Source organism: Arthrobacter sp. NPDC080031 (assembly GCF_040702485.1).
Taxonomy (GTDB): domain Bacteria; phylum Actinomycetota; class Actinomycetes; order Actinomycetales; family Micrococcaceae; genus Arthrobacter.
The window spans coordinates 74,005-91,925 of the sequence record NZ_JBFBLA010000006.1; the positions used below are offsets into that span (position 1 = coordinate 74,005).

A 17,921-nucleotide genomic window follows, 5' to 3' on the forward strand; every position below is an offset into this window, starting at 1 on the left:
AACGAAACCGTCCCGTTAGCCCCCACCGGAACCGTGTTACGTGTATCCAACGCCCGGAAAGGAGCCACAGGAACAAACGCGCCCGCAGCGGTCGGCGTCGCCGAGCCGCTCACCACAGCAACTGGTGCAGGCGACGGAGAGCCAAAGGGCGACGCGTACGCCCCAGGCACCACGACCCCGGACACCGCCAGAAGGACGCCAAGAATCGTCGTCAGCAGAACGGCACGGCGCTTCCACCGTATATTCGAAGAAACCATTACATCCCCCAACAGAATGGTCCCTCAGCATAGGCAGACCCTTATTAGCTTTTCGGGAAAGTTACCATGCAGAACAACCACTTGGATAACTCACAGTGTGAGTGATATGTCAATCCGACGACAAGATCTGTCATAAGGTAGCGGCGTGCTCGAAATTCTGGCGGGAACCTTCCCACACTGGGGAAGTACCGGCGGCGTTTCCCCGGGGCCAGAATCAGAGGCGCCAGCCCGCGGATGCCCGGAAGGATGGCGACTACGACGTCCGAAAACTGAAGTCCGCGGTCACGGAGATCTTCGCGAAGAACCGGTGCCGGTACGGGCACCCGCGCATCCGTCCCGAGCTGGCCAAGCAGGGGGGACGGTCGCGAAGAAGACCGTGCTGAAGCTAATGCGTTCCCTGAAGCTGGTCTGCCAGGTGCGGCGGGAAGAAACGCAACTCCTACCGGGGCGGGCAGGGCGCCGTCGCGGAGAACCTGCTGAACCGAAATTCGACGCCGAAACACCGAACGAGAAGTGGGTGACGGATGTGACAGAGTTCAGCATCGGACACCGGAAGCTCAATCTTTCACCGGACACGGACCTCTTCGACCACCTCACAACACATCACCCCGTAAGGCGCCAGCAACGCTCAAGCGCGAAACAAGAACCAAGTCGATGTCACGCAAAGGCAGCAACTGCTACGACAACGCCGTAATGGAGAACTTCTTCGGCCACCGCAAGGATGGGCTTTTCCACCGCGTTCGGTTCATCAATACCGACGCATTGGAAACAGCGCTGCACGGGTACATCCACTGGTAAAAACTGTACGAATCCCCACGAAACTCGAGGCCCTGAGCTTGGCCCAATACCGTGCCCAGGCCCTCGCAGCCTAAGATCCTACGTAGCCAGTCCAACTTCCGGGGACCAGTTCAAGAGCGTCTCACTCGTTGGTCTGCAACGCGCTGCTTAGACTTGACTGCGGAGCTGAGCTACCGCGTCATCGATGGCTCCATCAAACACGACGTTCCCGTGCTTGAGAACGACGCCTCGGTCGCAAATACGGGAAACGAGTTCAAGGTCGTGGCTGACCACAACGAGGGTCTTCCCCGCCGCGGAGAGCTCCTTGATCCTGGCGAGGCACTTGCGCTGGAACGGCTCGTCTCCAACGGCCAGGATCTCGTCCACGAGGAATACCTCCGGATCCGTGTGAACGGCGACTGAGAATGCCAGACGAAGGTACATGCCAGATGAATAGAATCTGACCTCCGTATCGATGAACTCGCCGATCTCGGAAAATTCCACGATGGAGTCGAATTGTTCGTCGATCTGGGCTTCCGTCATCCCCAGGATCGCGCCGTTCAGGTAGACGTTTTCCCTGCCCGACAAGTCATGATGGAACCCCGCCCCTACCTCAATAAGGCCTGCGACTCTGCCACGCGTCCGCACTGAACCACTATCAGGCAACATGACGCCTGAAATGTGCTTGAGCAGCGTGGACTTGCCGGATCCATTCAAACCCAACAACGCGACAGTCTCACCTTGCTTGATTTCAAGGTCTACATTGTGAAGAGCATGGAACTTCTTCGAGATGTCGCCCTTGCGGCCGGTGACAAGCCAGACAATTGCCTCCTTGAGAGAGCGCGTATGCCTCAGTACGAACTGCTTATTTAGCTTCTGAACTTCGATCGCAACAGACATCGTCACAACTCCTGCGCAAATCGGCCCTCAAGCCGGCGGAATACCCACTGGCCGAAAACGAGAACTGCAAGGGAAACCACGATTCCCACGGGAACCCAAAGGGGTAAAAGATTCGGCGGCATGGGGGCGGTTTCATCGGTGGTTGGAAGCCAGAAGGCGTAATGAAACGCTTCGACGCCGATGGTAATGGGATTGACCTGGTAGACGGCGTACCAGCTAGCGCCGAGTTTGCTCTGCACCATGGTCCACGAGTACATGATGGGGGAAGTCCAGGTCGCAACCATCAACAGCATGTCGACAATGTTCTCGGAGTCCCTGAAATAGACATTCGCAGAGCCAAAGAGTAGTCCTAACCCGGTAGCCAACATGGCTACGATCACGAAACCCGCGATAGCCGCGACAAGCTGCAGCAGGCTCGGGTGCCACCCGGCGAAGACGCAGGCGACGACCAGGACAATCAACTGCGGAACGAAATGTACGGCGGAAACCCAGACCGAGGCGACGGGGAAAAGCTCACGCGGCAGGTAGATCTTCTTGATGAGACCTCCGTTGCCGACAATGGAACGGGCCGCGTTACTGAGCGCCTCGGTGAAAAAGTTGATCAGAACGATTCCGGAGAACAAGTACACAGCGTAGTTGGCCAGTCCATCCGGATTTCGAGCGCTCTTCTCAAGTCCCAGGAAGACGCCCAGGGCAATGTAGAAGACCAGGAATTGAACGCCGGGCTTTACGTAGGACCAAAGCAGCCCAAGAACCGACCCCTTGTAGCGGATCTGCAATTCCTTCCGAACAAGGAGTTTGAGCAGGAATCGCTGTCTGAACACGTCGGCGAGTCCGCCCCCCACGCCCGGACGGACGAGCGGGGCGGTCTCGCTGAAGTCACTCGCAGTTGTCACCCTTTGGCCTTTTCCTGCGGAGTCGTTGTGGTCACCGCGTCGAAAGTCTCGCGCCACGCCTGCTGGGACGTGAACTCGGGCAGGCTCCGGGAATACTCCTCGGAAAGCTTTTCCCAGTCTTGGAGAAGTTGCTTGTGGAGCTTGATGCTGCGGGCCATCATATTGCGGAAATGCTCAGGATGGCGCTTGTACCAGGATGCGCCGGTTCCGTCAGCGGACGAGACGATCGCCGAGTCCAGCTGCGACAGTCGCCACCAACGGGCATCCATTGCCGGGACGAGGGCTTCGGGGTGCTCCAGGGCTCCCGGCCTCACGCTCTGTACCTGACGAACCCCTGCCGAGGCAGCAGTCGCGAGGGCAGCGAAGATGGACTTCGGCGAAGAAGGCTTCTTTCCGCGCTTTGGCGGCTTCACGCGCTTCACTTGCGGGAAGGCTGCTACTTCCTTGGTGATGCGGGCGTCATCGAAGTCTGCACGTCGCGCACGAATTTCGGGGAGCTTGGTCCGAATTGTCTGGTGCAAGTGAGAAGGTCCCTTGAGCAGGTCCTCGAGAGCATCCAAGCGAAGCTCGACTGCAGAGTACTGCATCGACAACAGGTGCTTGACATCAACCATGAAGCTCTGGCGCGGCAGGAATCCGCCCTTTTTGTAGGGCGAGTAGACCAAGGCTGCAAGCCAGCGGTTTCGCTGGTGGAAGTAGGCCTGCCAGTCGATGGTGTCATCCTTTTCGGTCCACGGCATGTGCCAGACAGCGGCGCCCGGGAGGGTGACTGTCGGGTAGCCGTGGCGGCGGGCCCGAATGCCGTATTCGGCGTCGTCCCACTTGATGAATACGGGAAGAGAGAGTCCGATGTCGCGCAGAACACTGGTCGGAATCAAGCACATCCACCAGCCGTTGAAGTCCACATCAATCCGGCGATGCATCCACGGCGTCGTGCGAAGGTTGCTCGCCGAAAAATCGTGGGCTTCTTTGGTGCTTTCGACCGCGCCCCATTGGAACTTGTACTCGTTGACTTCTTCGCCGAAGCTGTGCATCACCGAGCGTTCATACAGGTTGAACATGTGACCGCCGACGATCGACGGCTTCCGCGTGAAGTCGGCGAAGTTGATGGCCCGCAACACGCCCTCTGTTTCGATGATCACGTCATCGTCCAACAGCAGCACGTATTTGCTCCGGCCATCTTCAACTGTCTCGTGCATGCCACGAGCAAAACCACCCGAACCACCGAGGTTGCCCTGCTCAATCAGTGCGAACTTATCTCCGAGTCGCGCGGCAGCCTCGTCAAAACCGTCCTGGTCGCGTACCTTCTGGGTACCCTGATCGGTAATCAGGAGCCGGTCCATGACATTCAGGAGTTCAGGAGAATCGGCAAATGTCGAGAGGTGCTTAACGCAGAAATCCGGGCGGTTAAAGGTAGTTACCGCGACCGTGGCGGTGCCCGCCTCGAATCCTTCAGGCTTCCGTACGGACCATTCGGCGCCGAGCAGTTTGACCTGTTCAGAGGAAGCCACCAGGTCAAACCAGTACCAGCCGCCATCGCCGAAGTTGGCCAGCGGCAGAACAACATCTACCGGCCGTCCAGCGTCGACGCTGATGCTTTCGACCCTGTTCGAGGTACCGCGCGCGGTGGACCGGAGAATCACGACGGTTGCCGGGGCATCGACGGCAACCGTAAGCCGCACACTCGTGACATCGGTGTGAGCTCGCCAGTAGCTCGCAGGGAAGGCGTTGAAGTACGTGCCAAAGGAAATGCGTCGGTACGCCGGCAGGTGCAGCTGGCGACGGTTCTCAATGAAGTCCGAACGAATCTTAGCGCCAGTGGAAGTGACAGCCGTGACGCCCGCCCCCGACTTGGAAGTCTGCGATTCCTCCGACACGACCCGCTGAGCCGCGTTGAAGTCCAAATACAAGGGAAGTGTGTCAGAATCGCCATCCGTCGGGAAGACAACGCGGTGGACGGTTTGCCATTCTTCGCCCAGTCCGGGCACAGCGCCGTGGTTCATGGGTTCCGTTGAAACGCTCATGCGTCCACTCCTCCACTTTCGATTTCTGCGCCGCTTTCGAAGTGCGGACGGATCTTGTTGTCAAACATGGACAGGGCAGAACCGATGGCCATGTGCATATCGAGGTACTTGTAGGTGCCGAGGCGCCCGCCGAACAGCACGTCCTTTTCTGCGGCCGCGAGATCACGGTACTTCAGCAGCTTTTCGCGGTCATCCGGAGTGTTGATCGGGTAGTACGGCTCATCGCCGCTTTCAGCGAACCGGGAATATTCGCGCATGATGACGGTTTTCTCCGTCTGATAGTCACGCTCCGGGTGGAAATGGCGCGGTTCGATAATCCTGGTGAACGGGACGTCGTCGTCGTTGTAGTTGACAACGGAGGTTCCCTGGAAGTCGCCCATGTCCAGGACTTCTTCTTCGAAATCGATGGTGCGCCAGGATAGATCTCCGGCGACGAAGTCGAAGTAGCGGTCCACGGGTCCCGTGTACACGACGGGTATCTTGCCGACAACCTTGTTTTTTGAGTACTCATGCGACTCATCAAAGAAGTCCGTGTTCAGCCGTACCTCGATGTTCGGATGCTCGGCCATCTTCTCGATCCATGCCGTGTACCCGTTGGTCGGCAGGCCTTCGTACTTGTCATTGAAGTAACGGTTGTCGTAGTTGTACCTGACAGGAAGGCGCGAAATGATGCCCGCAGGGAGGTCCTTGGGGTCGGTCTGCCACTGCTTGCCCGTGTAGTGCTTGATGAATGCTTCGTACAGGGGGCGGCCGATCAGCTGGATGCCCTTGTCATTGAGATTCTGCGGATCGGTTCCCGCGAGCTCACCGGCTTGCTCTTTGATCAGGTCTCGTGCCTGGCTGGGAGTCAGGTTGGCGCGGAAGAACTGGTTGATTGTTGCCAGGTTGATGGGGAGGGAGTAGACCTCTCCTTTGTGCACGCCGTACACCTTGTGCACGTAGTTGGTGAAGGTCGTAAACCGATTGACATACTCCCACACTCGCTCGTTCGAGGTGTGGAAGAGGTGTGCACCATAGCGATGCACCTCGATTCCAGTCTGCTCCTCCGTTTCGCTGTAGGCGTTGCCACCGATGTGGTGCCGGCGGTCGATGACAACAACCTTCAAGCCCAGCTCAGTGGCGGCCTGTTCTGCGATTGTCAGGCCAAAAAAGCCCGACCCGACGATGACGAGGTCAGCGGTCACAAATACTCCTGGTTCGAATGCGGGCAGCCTAATGATGTGCATTGGCTGCAGGTCAAGCCTACCTGAGATGGTGCGCCCGGTTTTCAGTCCGGTCCCTTCCCACGCGAATCAGGACAACGTTTTCCACATAGGCCAACTGCCCCGGAACACCCCGTCCTCCTCACAAATATCGTGGAAGAACAGCAGGCGCGCGAACCGAAGGAACGGTTACAGTGACATTCCATTGCACCCTCGTCCGGGCCCCACGGGCGTTACAGCAAGGTGAACCGATCGAACTGACCATGGCCGCGGACAACGGCACACCGGGCGCCGTCGTCGAGGCTGCAGTCGCCGCCGAGTTCGGAACTGGAAAGCTTGCGGTCGATGGACTGCCACTCAGCGGACTCACGGTTGGCTCGGCGCCGCTCATGTCGGGAGCCGTGTTGGTGGACGGGCACGATTCGGAGCCGCACCACACCCGTGGTGGCGAGCGCAATCCCGCAGCGTTGTCCTTGCTGGTTCACGCCGGGCCAGCCGCCGGACTGGTCATACCGCTGGAACGGGGCAATTACAGGATCGGCCGCAGCAACGCCGATATCTGCCTCCCGGATCCTGATGTCTCCCGGGATCACGCAGTCCTGACGATCTCCGAGACAGCGGTCACCATCAGCGACAACGGGAGCGCGAACGGAACGGTGGTGGATGGACGAAAAGTCCGCTCCGCCCCTCTCTCAACCGCCTCCAGGATCCGATGTGGCAGCTCTGTCATGTCAGTGGTTTTCGGCGACGAGGAATACGGATCCGAGTCGCTGGGGGCAGCGGGCCTGGGCGTCGCCGAGCCGATCCTGGTTCCCCGGCGCCACGATCCGGGCGGGCGCACGCAACTTTTCCTCACGGCCGGGCTCCCGTTCCTGATGGGAGTTGGAATGACTCTGGCCACTGGCACATGGATGTTCCTCGGATTCACCGCAATTTCGGCCATCGCGGTCCTTGCCCCGGCAATTTCGGGAAGACGTGGGCGCCGCCTCCTGGCTGCCGCGATTGCGGCGGCCGTCGAACAAGACCGGGACCGACGACGGCGATGTTCACCGTCCGCTGCTGAGCTCGCCTACGCCGTCGACTCAGTAGCTTTCCCTTCAAGGGACGGGGGAATGCAGTTGAGGCTGCCAGGAGCCAGCACAATGCAAGGAACCGGCACAACGCAAAGAACCGGCACCGAGCAAGGCGCAGGCACAACGCCCGGCACGGCCACAACTCAAGGTGCGGCGGGTTGCGGCGATGTCTGGCTCCGGCTCGGGACCAGTCCCCAGAATGCCCGGGTTGCACTCGATCCAGCGGACCCGGGCTTCCAGCCACCGCGGTTGGGCCCGGTTCCGGTGGTTCTGGATCCCTCGATCCAAGCTGTTTCCCTCACGGGACCCGAAGCCAGGGTGCAGGGAATATTCAGATTCCTGCTCATGCAGTTGGCGGCCTTTCCCGGCGCACGCAACGTCGCTGTCCTTATACACGGACCGATGGCCCTCTTGCCGTCAAGCGCCCGGTTCCTCCCCCGCGTCACCTTGACCACGGACGCCTCTTCAGCCACGGCGGTTCTTTCCGGGCTCGGGGATAGACCGGGCGCACTGTTTCTGGTGGGGCCCGACCACGGTCCGGCCGTTGACTCACTCCGGCTGGCGGCGATCGAGTCTGGCTGGAGAATATTCCAATGCACCGCGGGAGGAGATGAAAGCGGTTCCACAGTCGAGCTCTGGAACAAACGCGCAGTCCTCCGCTCGTCTATTTCGGAAACGGAGTTTGACCCTGACCTGGTGCCGCACCCGGTCTTCGACCGCTACTGCCGCTCCCTGGCAAGAGTGCCCGGCCTGTCGATGGAAAGGGCGCCGCTTGTCCCCTCTACCTGCCAGCTTGGCGAACTGCTTCCCCCTGACCTCTCAAGCATCGCTGCCCGCTGGAGCGCTTCTTCAGTGCGCGAAGGGCTATCCGCGGTCATCGGGCAAGGCGCCGGCGGTCCCCGGACCTTGGACCTGGTTTCGGACGGCCCGCATCTCCTGGTTGCCGGAACGACGGGATCGGGAAAGTCGGAGCTTCTGCGCACGATAGTCTCCGCGATCTCGCTGACCCACGGCCCGCACAGGGTCAACTTCCTGTTTGTTGATTTCAAGGGAGGTTCGGGCCTCGGGCCATTGCTCGGCCTCCCGCAATGCGTCGGAATGCTTACGGACCTCAGTGAACACGAGCTCGAACGTACCCTCTTGTCCCTCCGTGCCGAGGTCCGGAGGCGGGAAGCGATCCTTGCGAAGGCCGGCATCCCTGATTTGCCCGCATATTGGGCCACAGCCCGGGGAAGCGGGGGCGGGACCGCGCCGGGACGAAGAAGCCGATTTCCAGTGGTGCCCCGTCTGGTACTTGTGATCGACGAATTCAGGATGCTGATTGAAGACGCCCCGGATGCCTTGGCCGAATTGATGCGGATCGCCACCCTGGGCCGGTCTCTGGGCATTCACCTGATCATGGCAACACAACGCCCGCAAGGTGCCTTGAGTGCGGACATCCGCGCCAACGTCACCACCAGCATTGCTCTGCGCGTCCAATCGGAGGTGGAATCCCTGGACGTCATCAACTCGCCGGCGGCGGCATCGATTCCGGTGTCCCTGCCCGGCCGCGCCTATATGGCCCGCGGAGTGGAAGACCCCGAGCCCTTTCAGTCAGCGACCCTCTCAGGCGGCAGGAAAACGCCGGCGTCACGCACAGAGGCCATTGCCCGGACGGCGGCGGAGTCACTCCGCTTCAGCGGTTGGTCGGCAACCGCAGACGCAGGGACTCCGGGTGCGGTTGCGACGCCAGCCGAGGCCGCCCGCCCCATGATCAAAGCGATCACCCGGGTTTGGGCCATCCACGGGGGTACACCGCCGCGGAGGCCAGTTGCTCATCCGCTTCCCGAGTCCATCTCGTTTCACGAATCCCTCGGCACGGCAGCGATCGCGGGCAAGCACGCGGCAAGCGGATCGCCGGCTGGCCCGAAAGCCTGCCTTGGCTTGGCGGATTTGCCCGCACAACAACGGGTTGCCGGTATGTGCTGGGCTCCGCTCGTCCATGGGAATCTTGGACTCGTTGGCCCTCCTGGAAGCGGAGTTGACGATACCTGTCGGGCAGCAGCGGCGCAGCTTGTTGGAAATGCCCTTGAAGTCCACCTCTATGTCCTTGACGGTGACGGTTCGTTCACCGACGTGGCAGCCGAGGGACGCGTCGGGGCCGTTGCCTCCCTCAACGACATCAGAAGGGGAGTCCGCATCCTGGAGAGGCTCGCCGCTGAGATGTCGGCGCGGCAATCCCCAGGACCCGTCGCCGGCCACGTCCCTCTTCTGCTGGTCATTTCAAGCTGGGGTTCGTGGGTCTCCGAGTTGCGCTCCGGGCCGCTGGCCTGGGCCGAAGACGTTGTCCACGCGATCGTCCGCGATGGGCCGAAGGCAGGACTGGCAGTTCTTGTCACCGGTGACCGCGAACTGACCGCCTCGCGCATGTTTGCTTCGATCCCCAACCGCGCGTACTTTCCCACCGGCACCACAGAAGAAGGGCGGTTGGCGTGGCCCCGGTTCCCGGCAATGAAGCCCCTGAAGGGGCGGGCAGTGGTGAGCGGGAACCTGCTTGATGCCGACACAGCAGTCGCGCAGCTCGTGGGAACCCCGATAAACGAGCCCTGGCCGTACTGCGTGCCCCCGGAGCCTGCACGGCGCCCGTTCCGGGTGGATCCCTTGCCGCAAATCATCCGGGCTTCGGACCTCGCAGCGCACGGCCGAACCGGAACAGCTGCCGTTTCCCGCGCTCGTGTGCAGGGGGCGGTGCTCCTGGGGGTTGGAGGGGACGAACAAGAACCTGTTTGGATCACGCTGCCGCGCTCAGCCGTCCTCCTCGCGCTCGGCACCCCCGGTTCCGGCAAATCGTCGTTGCTCTCCGCATTGTCCATCCTCAATCCAGGCCATCATTGGTGGACGCTGCCGGAAGGGGCCGATCCTGATGCCTTTTGGGCCGAATTCCACCGGGACGCAAGCCGCAGGATCGTGGGAGCAGAAGTCATCGCCCTCGTGGACGACGCCGAACGCCTCAGCAGCGAAACCGCCCTCCTGCTGGCCGAACTTCCCGGTATGGGTTTCTCGGTGGTGGCAACTGCGGGGAGCTCCGCCCTTCTCCAGCGGACGCCCCTTGCTTCCCTGGCCCGAAACCACGGAAGCGGGATTCTCCTCGGGAACGGGCCGCCTGCGGCCGGAGAATTCTTCGGGGTGCGCGTAGGCGCCCAACCGGCGCCACCGCCGGGTCGTGCCGTCCTCATCGAGAATGGGCGAACACGCTCCGTCCAGATCGCCGCTCCGGAGTAGCAAGCCCTGTCCAAGTAAAAAGGTCAGAGGGCGGCGCGGGATCCGCCGGCTCGGGAGGCAAACGCAATGACCCGTTTGTCGAACAAAAAGACAATCCCGGCCAAGGCCGGCACCACCATGGCAAGACCGGCAAGAACCAGCCCTCCGGTCATGGTGGGAAACCCGATCGTCAGGGCGAACAGCTGGGCAACCAACGCAGGTGCCCGGGTCCAACGGTAGCCACGGAACAGGAAGTGCCCCACGGCGAACAACAAGGCAGAAAAGGCCAGTAGAAGGCCCAGCGTAAATACGGCTCCCCAGAACGAGGCAACCGGAGCCCCGGTCACGAGTTCGTATATATACAGGACCCCGGCGGCCAATAGTGCGAGGGCTTCGAGCACAACCACAATCGAAATAACAACGATTCCTGCAGGACGCGGTCCTCCACCGGGGGCCCGGCCTAAGTCGTCGCTGCCGGTCCCCTGGCCGTCGTCGCCGGGCGCTGCTAGGTCATGGTTAGGGTTCAGAGGGGGTCTTGACACACTGGCACACTACCCGACATAGTCGAATACCTGTGAGTAGACCGGTAGCCGGTGTGATGCATCGCTCACGGTTTCAAACGCTTGAACCCCTTGTTTACATGGCGTTAACATGACACGCTTGACTCAGACGACCAAGGGGGCCCAATGGGTCCCCTTTCCTATGAAGCCTCTCGTGAATATTTTCACAAAAGGCTTAACTAGTACTCACGAATGGAGTGACTGATCAGCATGGATTGGCGTAACCGCGCAGCCTGCCTTGACAAGGACCCGGAGCTTTTCTTCCCAGTAGGCAATACGGGCCCTGCGCTTCTCCAGATCGAGGAAGCGAAGAGTGTCTGCCGTCGCTGTCCCGTCGTGGACACGTGCCTTCAGTGGGCCCTTGAATCGGGTCAGGACGCTGGCGTCTGGGGCGGCATGAGCGAAGACGAGCGACGCGCCCTCAAGCGCCGTGCCGCCCGCGCCCGCCGCGCTTCCTAAGCGTCCGGGGGCACAAAAGCACGGCGCCTGAAGCAAAGAGAGCATACGAAGATGGCCCGGACCGAAAGGTCCGGGCCATCTTCGTATGTCCGAGCGGTTACCCTCGGGGCGCGCCGTCGGCGGCAGCCGTCAGTTTCGCACCAGGTTCAGGACGATCTCGACGGCGGTCCCACCGCCGTCGCGCGGCCTCCACTGGATGCTGCCACCCAATTCGCTCGTGACAAGTGTCCGCACAATCTGAAGGCCCAGGCCCTCCGTGTACGAGCCCTCGGGCAGCCCGACGCCATCATCGGCGATGGTCACGGTCAGGATTTCATCGCCGCGCTCCCCCGTGGAACGATCGGCCATCAGCCATACCGTTCCGGCCCGCCCTTCAAGGCCGTGTTCCACGGCATTTGTCACGAGCTCATTGATGACCAGCGCAAGGGGCGTGGCGAAGTCGCTCGGCAATTCGCCGAACAGGCCGGCGCGCTCCGTCCGGACGTGCTGCGAAGGGGATGCTACCTCTGCCGAGAGCCGGAACTGACGTCCGATGAGTTCATCGAAATCAACGCTCTGCGTGAGCCCCTGCGAAAGGGTCTCGTGAACCAACGCAATGGTCGCCACCCGCCGCATTGCCTGTTCCAGGCCCTGCTTCGCCTCATCGCTGACCATCCGTCGCGACTGCATGCGAAGCAAGGCCGCCACCGTCTGCAGGTTGTTTTTGACGCGGTGGTGGATCTCGCGAATCGTCGCGTCCTTGGTCACCAGTTCGAGTTCGCGGCGTCGCAGTTCGGACACGTCGCGGCACAGCACCAAGGCACCGAAGCGGTGCTTTTCGTCCCGCAACGGAATCGCGCGCAACGACAAACTGACACCGCGGGATTCGATTTCGCTCCGCCACGGCATCCGACCGGTAACGACCAGCGGCAACGTCTCGTCCACCATCCGCCGGTCCTTGAGGAGTCCTGCGGTTACTTCCGCGAGGGACCGTCCTTCCAAGGTTTCCACCTCGCCAAGACGGCGGAATGCGGAGACGCCGTTCGGACTCGCGTACTGGACAATGCCGTCGGCGTCGAGCCTGATGAGGCCGTCACCCACGCGGGGAGCGCCACGGCGGGAACCGGTCGGTGACGCGAAGTCCGGCCAGAGGCCCAGCGTTCCCATCCGGAGCAGATCGTAGGCGCATTGCCTGTACGTGAGCTCCAGGCGTGAAGGCATCCGGGAACTCGAAAGGTCCATATGGGACGTGACGACAGCAAGGGTCCGTCCGTTCCTGACCATCGGCACTGCCTCAACCCGCAGGGCCATCTCGCTGCTCCAGCTCGTTTCACTGGAGCGTTCGATGGAACGGCTGGACCACGCCTTGTCGACTATCGGTCGCAGATCCGAGCGGATGCCTTCTCCGACGAAGTCCGCATGGAACACCGTGTGGCTCGTCGACGGCCGGACGTGTGCAAGCGCGATGTAACCGAATTCAGGGTGCGGAAACCACAGGGCCAAGTCCGCGAACGCCAGGTCGGCGACCATCTGCCAGTCGCCGACCAGGAGGTGCAGCCATTCGGCATCTCCAGGCCCGAAATCAGCGTGCTCCCTGATGGGGTCTGTAAAGATTGCCACTGCACCTCCATATAACGCCGGGGCTTGTCCCTAGCGTCGAACGATTGACCTCAAGAGCCTCAATGCTACCGACAGAGAAGCCATGTCGTCGGCCTCCAGCGCGTTGACCTCGTCAAACATGCTCTTCGCTCGCCCCAACTGCTCAGCGTTGAGGTCCTCCCAAACCCGCAAACGAGCCTCGGCGTCGAGGCCGGCGTCGCTCGATTCGAGCACCGATGTCGTCATGTCCGCGACGGTCGAGTAGAGGTCGTCGCGCAGGGCTGCGCGGGCAAGCGCCTGCCAGCGGTCATCGCGCGGGAGTGCCGTAATGCGCTCCAGCAATGAATCGACGTGGAAGCGGTCGAACACCGTGTAATAGACATGGCTGACCTCTTCCACGCGGGCCCCGCGGCTTTTCGTGATCTTGGCGATGTCCAGGAGAACGAAACTCTCGAACAGCTCGGCCCAGCGATGGGCGAGAGTGTCGGGAAGGCCCCAGGAGCGCGCCTTTTCGAGCCAACCGGTGACCCGCTCTTTGTCGCTGCCGCGCAAGTAGTCGAGCACCCTGGCCCGCATCGGATCCATCATCGGCTTGAATTCCGCGACGATCTCCGAAATCGGCTTCGAGGCGTTACCCTGGCTGAGCAACCAGCGGACAGCCCGGTCCAGAAGCCTCCGGATGTCGAGGTGGACCGTGCTCCAGTGTTCCGTGGGGAACGAAGCCGGCAGGGCATTGAGCTCCCGCACCATCGAGTCGAGTTCGTAGATCTCGCGGAGGGCTACGAACGCCTTCGCGACGGCGACCTCGGTAGCCGAGGTCTCCTCCATCGTGCGGAAGGCGAAGGTGATGCCACCCAGGTTGATCATGTCGTTGGCCACCACGGTTGCGATGATCTCGCGGCGCAAGGGATGGGTGTCCAGTTCGGCGTCGAACCGTTCGCGGAGCTGCTTCGGGAAGTAGGAGCGAATCGTCTTGCGGAACCAGGGATCATCCGCCAGATCACTGTCCCGCAGGGCCGAGCTCAATTCGATCTTGGCGTAGGCGGAGAGGACGGACAGCTCCGGGGACGTCAGGCCCTGGCCTTGTTCCAGCCGCTCGCGAAGGGCATCGGTGGTCGGCAGCGCTTCGAGGTCCCGGTTGAGGTCGGCAGACTTCTCGAGCCAGTCCATCAGGCGCTCGTAGCTCGGGCTCCATTCGGCGACGCGTGTGCGGTCGTTGAGCAACAGGATGTTCTGATCGATGTTGTCTTCGAGCACAAGGCGCCCGACCTCGTCGGTCATGTCGGCGAGGAAGGCTGTGCGTTCGGAAGCATCCAGTTTCCCAGCGGCAACCATCCGGTCCACGAAGATCTTGATGTTGACCTCATGGTCGGAACAATCCACGCCGGCGGAGTTGTCAATCGCATCGGTGTTGAGAATGACACCTTGCAGTGCAGCCTCGATGCGTCCGCGCTGCGTCATTCCGAGGTTGCCGCCTTCGCCGACAACCTTGACGCGGAGCTCGCGCCCGTTCACGCGGATGACGTCGTTTGCCTTGTCCCCCACCTCGGCGTTGGACTCGGTGCTGGCCTTGACGTACGTTCCGATCCCGCCGTTGTAGAGGAGATCGGCCGGGGCCAGGAGTATTGCACGCAGAAGTTCCGGAGGACTCAGCTGAACCGTTCCGTCAGGCAGCCCGAGGGCCCTGCGGACCTCAGGCGAGATCGGAATGACCTTGGCCTGGCGCGGGAAGACGCCGCCGCCTGCGCTGATGAGCGAGCGGTCGTAGTCATCCCAGGAGGAGCGGGGAAGGTCGAAGAGACGCTTCCGCTCGTCGAAGGACGAAGCCGCATCCGGCGTCGGGTCCAGGAAGATGTGGCGGTGGTCGAAGGCGGCAAGCAGGCGGATGTGCCTGGAGAGGAGCATTCCGTTGCCGAACACGTCGCCGGACATGTCGCCGACGCCGACCACCGTGAATTCCTCGGTCTGGGTGTCAAGGTCCAGCTCGCTGAAGTGGCGCTTGACCGACTCCCATGCGCCGCGGGCCGTAATGGCCATGGCCTTGTGGTCGTATCCAACGGAGCCGCCCGAAGCGAAAGCGTCACCCAGCCAGAATCCATACTCGGCGGCCAGGCCGTTCGCAGTGTCCGAGAAGGTTGCCGTGCCCTTGTCCGCAGCCACTACCAGGTAGGAATCGTCGTCGTCCTGACGGACAACGTCCGACGGCGGCACAATCTTCTCGCCGTCGGCTGTGGTCACGAGGTTGTCGGTGAGATCGAGCAGGCCGCGGATGAAGGTCTTGTAGCTTTCGATGCCTTCCGCCATCCAGGCAGCACGGTCGACAGCCGGATCCGGAAGTTGCTTCGCGAAGAATCCGCCCTTGGCACCGGTCGGCACAATCACAGCGTTCTTCACCGTCTGCGCCTTGACCAGCCCGAGGATCTCGGTCCGGAAGTCTTCACGGCGGTCCGACCACCGCAAGCCGCCCCGGGCCACTTTGCCGAAGCGCAAGTGGACGCCTTCAACGCGTGGCGAGTACACCCAGATCTCGTACTTCGGCCGCGGGAACGGCAGACCGTCGATCGTGGTCGGATCGAGCTTGAAACTGACGTACGGCTTGCCTTGGAAGTAGTTCGTGCGCAGCGTCGATTCAATGAGGTTGACGAAAGTCCGAAGGACGCGGTCGGCGTCGAGCGTGGCCACCTGGTCAATCGCTTCGGCCAGTGTGGCGCGGGCGCCCTCCTGGCGGCCCGGACGCACGGCGTCAGGTGAAGCAGGATCGAAGCGGGCCCCGAAGAGGTCAATCAGGCCGCGTGCCACCTCCGGGTTGGCGAGAAGGGTGTCCGCGATGAACTCGAAGGAGTTGGTGTTTCCCATTTGGCGCATGTACTTCGCATAGGCGCGGAGCATGACAACCTGCCGCCAGTGGATGCCTTCCCGGAGCACGAGCCGGTCGAAACTGTCGGATTCCACAGCACCGGTCACGGCGGCGCTGAAGGAGTCCGCCAGCAGCTGGCCGGTAGCCACGGGATCGACGCCGGAAGGGTATTTCAGGCCAAGATCGTAAAGGAAGAAGTCCCGGTGGTCGGCCGTCTCGATTTCGAAAGGCCGCTCATCGAGAACTTCGAGGCCGAGATTGTGGAAGTAGGGCAGGATCTGGCTCAGGCTCTTGGGTTCCAAGAGGTAGAGCTTGACGCGGGCATCCTCTTCGAGGAGTTCGCCGGCGCCGTTGGGCAAGTAGACGTGCACTCCGGGGGCCGCCTGGACAGCACCGCCGTCGCGATCGGTTGTGGCGGCGTACTTCTCGAAACGCTCAATGTCCTCGAGGGCGTCCTCGACTTCGTAGTCGACACGGTAGCCGGCAGGGAACGCATCCGCCCATAGCGCGGACAGCCGTTCGGCGTCCAAGCCGCTGGTGTTCTCACGGAGCACCTCCGCAATTCCTTCGGCCCATGACCTCGAAGCCCGGACAAGCCGCTTTTCGAGTTCACCGGCGTCGACGTCGCGAAGCTCAGCATCCCGTGGCAGGCGGATACGGAAGAACACCCTTGAGAGTGCGGACTCCGTGATCCGGGCCTCGTAGTCAATGCTTTCGGCTTCGAAAGTTTCGCGGAGTTCCTGCTCGATTCGTTGCCGGACATTGGTGGTGTAGCGGTCACGGGGCAGGTAGACCAGTGCCGACATGAACCGTCCGTAAATATCCGGGCGCAGGAAAAGCTTCGTGCGGCGCCGTTCCTGCAGACGCTGGATACCCAAAGCCGTTGCTGCCAGGTCCTCGGTCTCGATCTGGAAGAGTTCATCACGAGGGTAGGTCTCGAGAATACCGACGAGGTCCTTGCCGGAGTGGGAGTCCGGCGGGAAACCGGCCGAGCGGAGCACGGCGTCGACCTTTTCCCGAACGATGGGGATGTTCCTTACGGAACCGGTATACGCGCTCGTGGCGAAGAGGCCGATGAAGCGGCGCTCACCGTTGACGTTGCCCGCGACATCGAAGCTCTTGACACCGATGTAGTCCAGGTACGCGGGGCGGTGCACAGTGGACCGCGAGTTGGCTTTGGTGATGACCAAGGCCCGCTTCTCGCGCGCCTTCCGGCGTCCGGCGTCGGTAAGGTGCTGGATTTGGTGCGGGTGGTCCCCGGCCCTCAAGAGTCCCAAGCCGCTTCCTTCGCGCAACTCAAGGACGTCTTCACCGTTCTCGGTGATGAGGTCGTATTCCCTGTAACCCAGGAACGTGAAGTTGCCGTTGTCCAACCAACGCAGGAGGTCCTGAGCTTGCCTGAGCTCCGCGATGTCTTCCGGGTGCGCCACCTTGTCCAGGGACGATGCGAGCTCAAGCGCCTTGGTGCGCATTTTGGGCCAGTCTTCGACGGCGGCGCGTACATCGTTCAGGACGCGATGGATTCCGTCGACGAGTTCCTTCTGGAAGTCGTCGGCCACTCTGTCGACCTCGACGGCGATCCACGACTCCATATGGGAGACGTTGTCACCGTGCGAGATCAGATGGGCGATGTTCGGCATCGCCGCGGTGTCACCGCTTGAGATGCCGATGTTCGACGGCACCCGGGCGATGTCGGACAGATCGCCAGTGAGGTGATCACGCGAGACCACGAAGAGCGGGTGCATGACAAGACGGATAGCGCAGTTCTGGCGAACGAGTTCGGCGTTCACCGAGTCCACCAGGAACGGCATGTCGTCCGTGACGATGTACAGAATGCTGCGATCACCCTCGTTGGCAATCCTGACGTTGGCAGTGCCCGGCTTGCGGGTCTGCCCGGTTTCCCGGTGTGCAGCTGCCCTGGAGGTCAATTGCTCGACAGCGTATCCGCGGGCGTCCTCCTCTGCGAGATGCTCGTAGTAGTCCCCGAAGAACCCTTCCCGGATTACTGCAGGTTTCGAACGATCCTCCACGCTGGATCCTGACGACATCGACAAACGCCTCCATCACATCTCAATTGCTGCGTCCTTGCAGCCCACAT

11 protein-coding genes are annotated in these 17,921 nt (G+C 61.8%); 4 read left to right on the plus strand and 7 right to left on the minus strand.

What is annotated here, in order from left to right:
• Positions 1-358: 358 nt before the first annotated feature.
• Together AB0323_RS06770 and AB0323_RS06775 are read left to right on the plus strand one after the other, a co-directional pair.
• On the plus strand, positions 359-640 hold the full coding sequence (locus AB0323_RS06770) for an IS3 family transposase (RefSeq protein WP_366176636.1): 282 nt from the start codon (positions 359-361) through the stop codon (positions 638-640).
• Positions 641-911: 271 nt separating this feature from the next.
• Complete coding sequence (locus AB0323_RS06775) at positions 912-1,055, plus strand: IS3 family transposase (protein WP_366176637.1); 144 nt, start codon at positions 912-914, stop codon at positions 1,053-1,055.
• Between the two features lie 147 nt (positions 1,056-1,202).
• Here the strand turns inward: AB0323_RS06775 and AB0323_RS06780 are convergent, their stop codons facing one another.
• Genes AB0323_RS06780 through glf form a run of 4 tightly spaced genes read right to left on the minus strand, consistent with a single transcriptional unit; the run spans position 1,203 to position 6,038 of the window.
• Complete coding sequence (locus AB0323_RS06780; RefSeq protein ID WP_366176638.1) at positions 1,203-1,934, minus strand: ABC transporter ATP-binding protein; 732 nt, start codon at positions 1,932-1,934, stop codon at positions 1,203-1,205.
• Between the two features lie 2 nt (positions 1,935-1,936).
• Positions 1,937-2,830 carry an ABC transporter permease gene (locus AB0323_RS06785; RefSeq protein ID WP_366176639.1) on the minus strand — a complete coding sequence of 298 codons (894 nt, stop codon included), beginning with the start codon at positions 2,828-2,830 and terminating at the stop codon, positions 1,937-1,939.
• Entirely contained in the window at positions 2,827-4,854 is a 2,028-nt protein-coding gene (locus tag AB0323_RS06790; protein ID WP_366176640.1) for a glycosyltransferase, read from the minus strand. Before AB0323_RS06790 ends, AB0323_RS06785 begins: the two co-directional genes overlap by 4 nt.
• Complete coding sequence (gene glf / locus AB0323_RS06795) at positions 4,851-6,038, minus strand: UDP-galactopyranose mutase (RefSeq protein ID WP_366176641.1); 1,188 nt, start codon at positions 6,036-6,038, stop codon at positions 4,851-4,853. The genes AB0323_RS06790 and glf overlap by 4 nt, the downstream gene beginning before the upstream one ends.
• Positions 6,039-6,250: 212 nt before the next feature.
• On the opposite strand from glf, the gene AB0323_RS06800 reads away from it, so the two are divergent.
• Positions 6,251-10,390: an FtsK/SpoIIIE domain-containing protein gene (locus AB0323_RS06800; protein ID WP_366176642.1), complete on the plus strand. Its 4,140-nt coding sequence runs from the start codon at positions 6,251-6,253 to the stop codon at positions 10,388-10,390.
• A 23-nt stretch (positions 10,391-10,413) separates the two neighbouring features.
• Here AB0323_RS06800 and AB0323_RS06805 read toward each other — a convergent pair whose 3' ends face one another.
• Entirely contained in the window at positions 10,414-10,794 is a 381-nt protein-coding gene (locus AB0323_RS06805) for a hypothetical protein (protein WP_366176732.1), read from the minus strand.
• 345 nt (positions 10,795-11,139) lie between these two features.
• Between AB0323_RS06805 and AB0323_RS06810 the strand changes: the two genes are divergently transcribed.
• On the plus strand, positions 11,140-11,388 hold the full coding sequence (locus AB0323_RS06810) for a WhiB family transcriptional regulator (RefSeq protein WP_003804966.1): 249 nt from the start codon (positions 11,140-11,142) through the stop codon (positions 11,386-11,388).
• A gap of 129 nt (positions 11,389-11,517) precedes the next feature.
• Here AB0323_RS06810 and AB0323_RS06815 read toward each other — a convergent pair whose 3' ends face one another.
• Both AB0323_RS06815 and AB0323_RS06820 read right to left on the minus strand, forming a co-directional pair.
• Positions 11,518-12,987, minus strand: coding sequence for a histidine kinase N-terminal domain-containing protein (locus AB0323_RS06815; RefSeq protein ID WP_366176643.1), 1,470 nt, complete (start codon positions 12,985-12,987; stop codon positions 11,518-11,520).
• Positions 12,988-13,017: 30 nt separating this feature from the next.
• Positions 13,018-17,871, minus strand: coding sequence for an NAD-glutamate dehydrogenase (locus tag AB0323_RS06820; RefSeq protein ID WP_366176644.1), 4,854 nt, complete (start codon positions 17,869-17,871; stop codon positions 13,018-13,020).
• Positions 17,872-17,921: the final 50 nt, after the last annotated feature.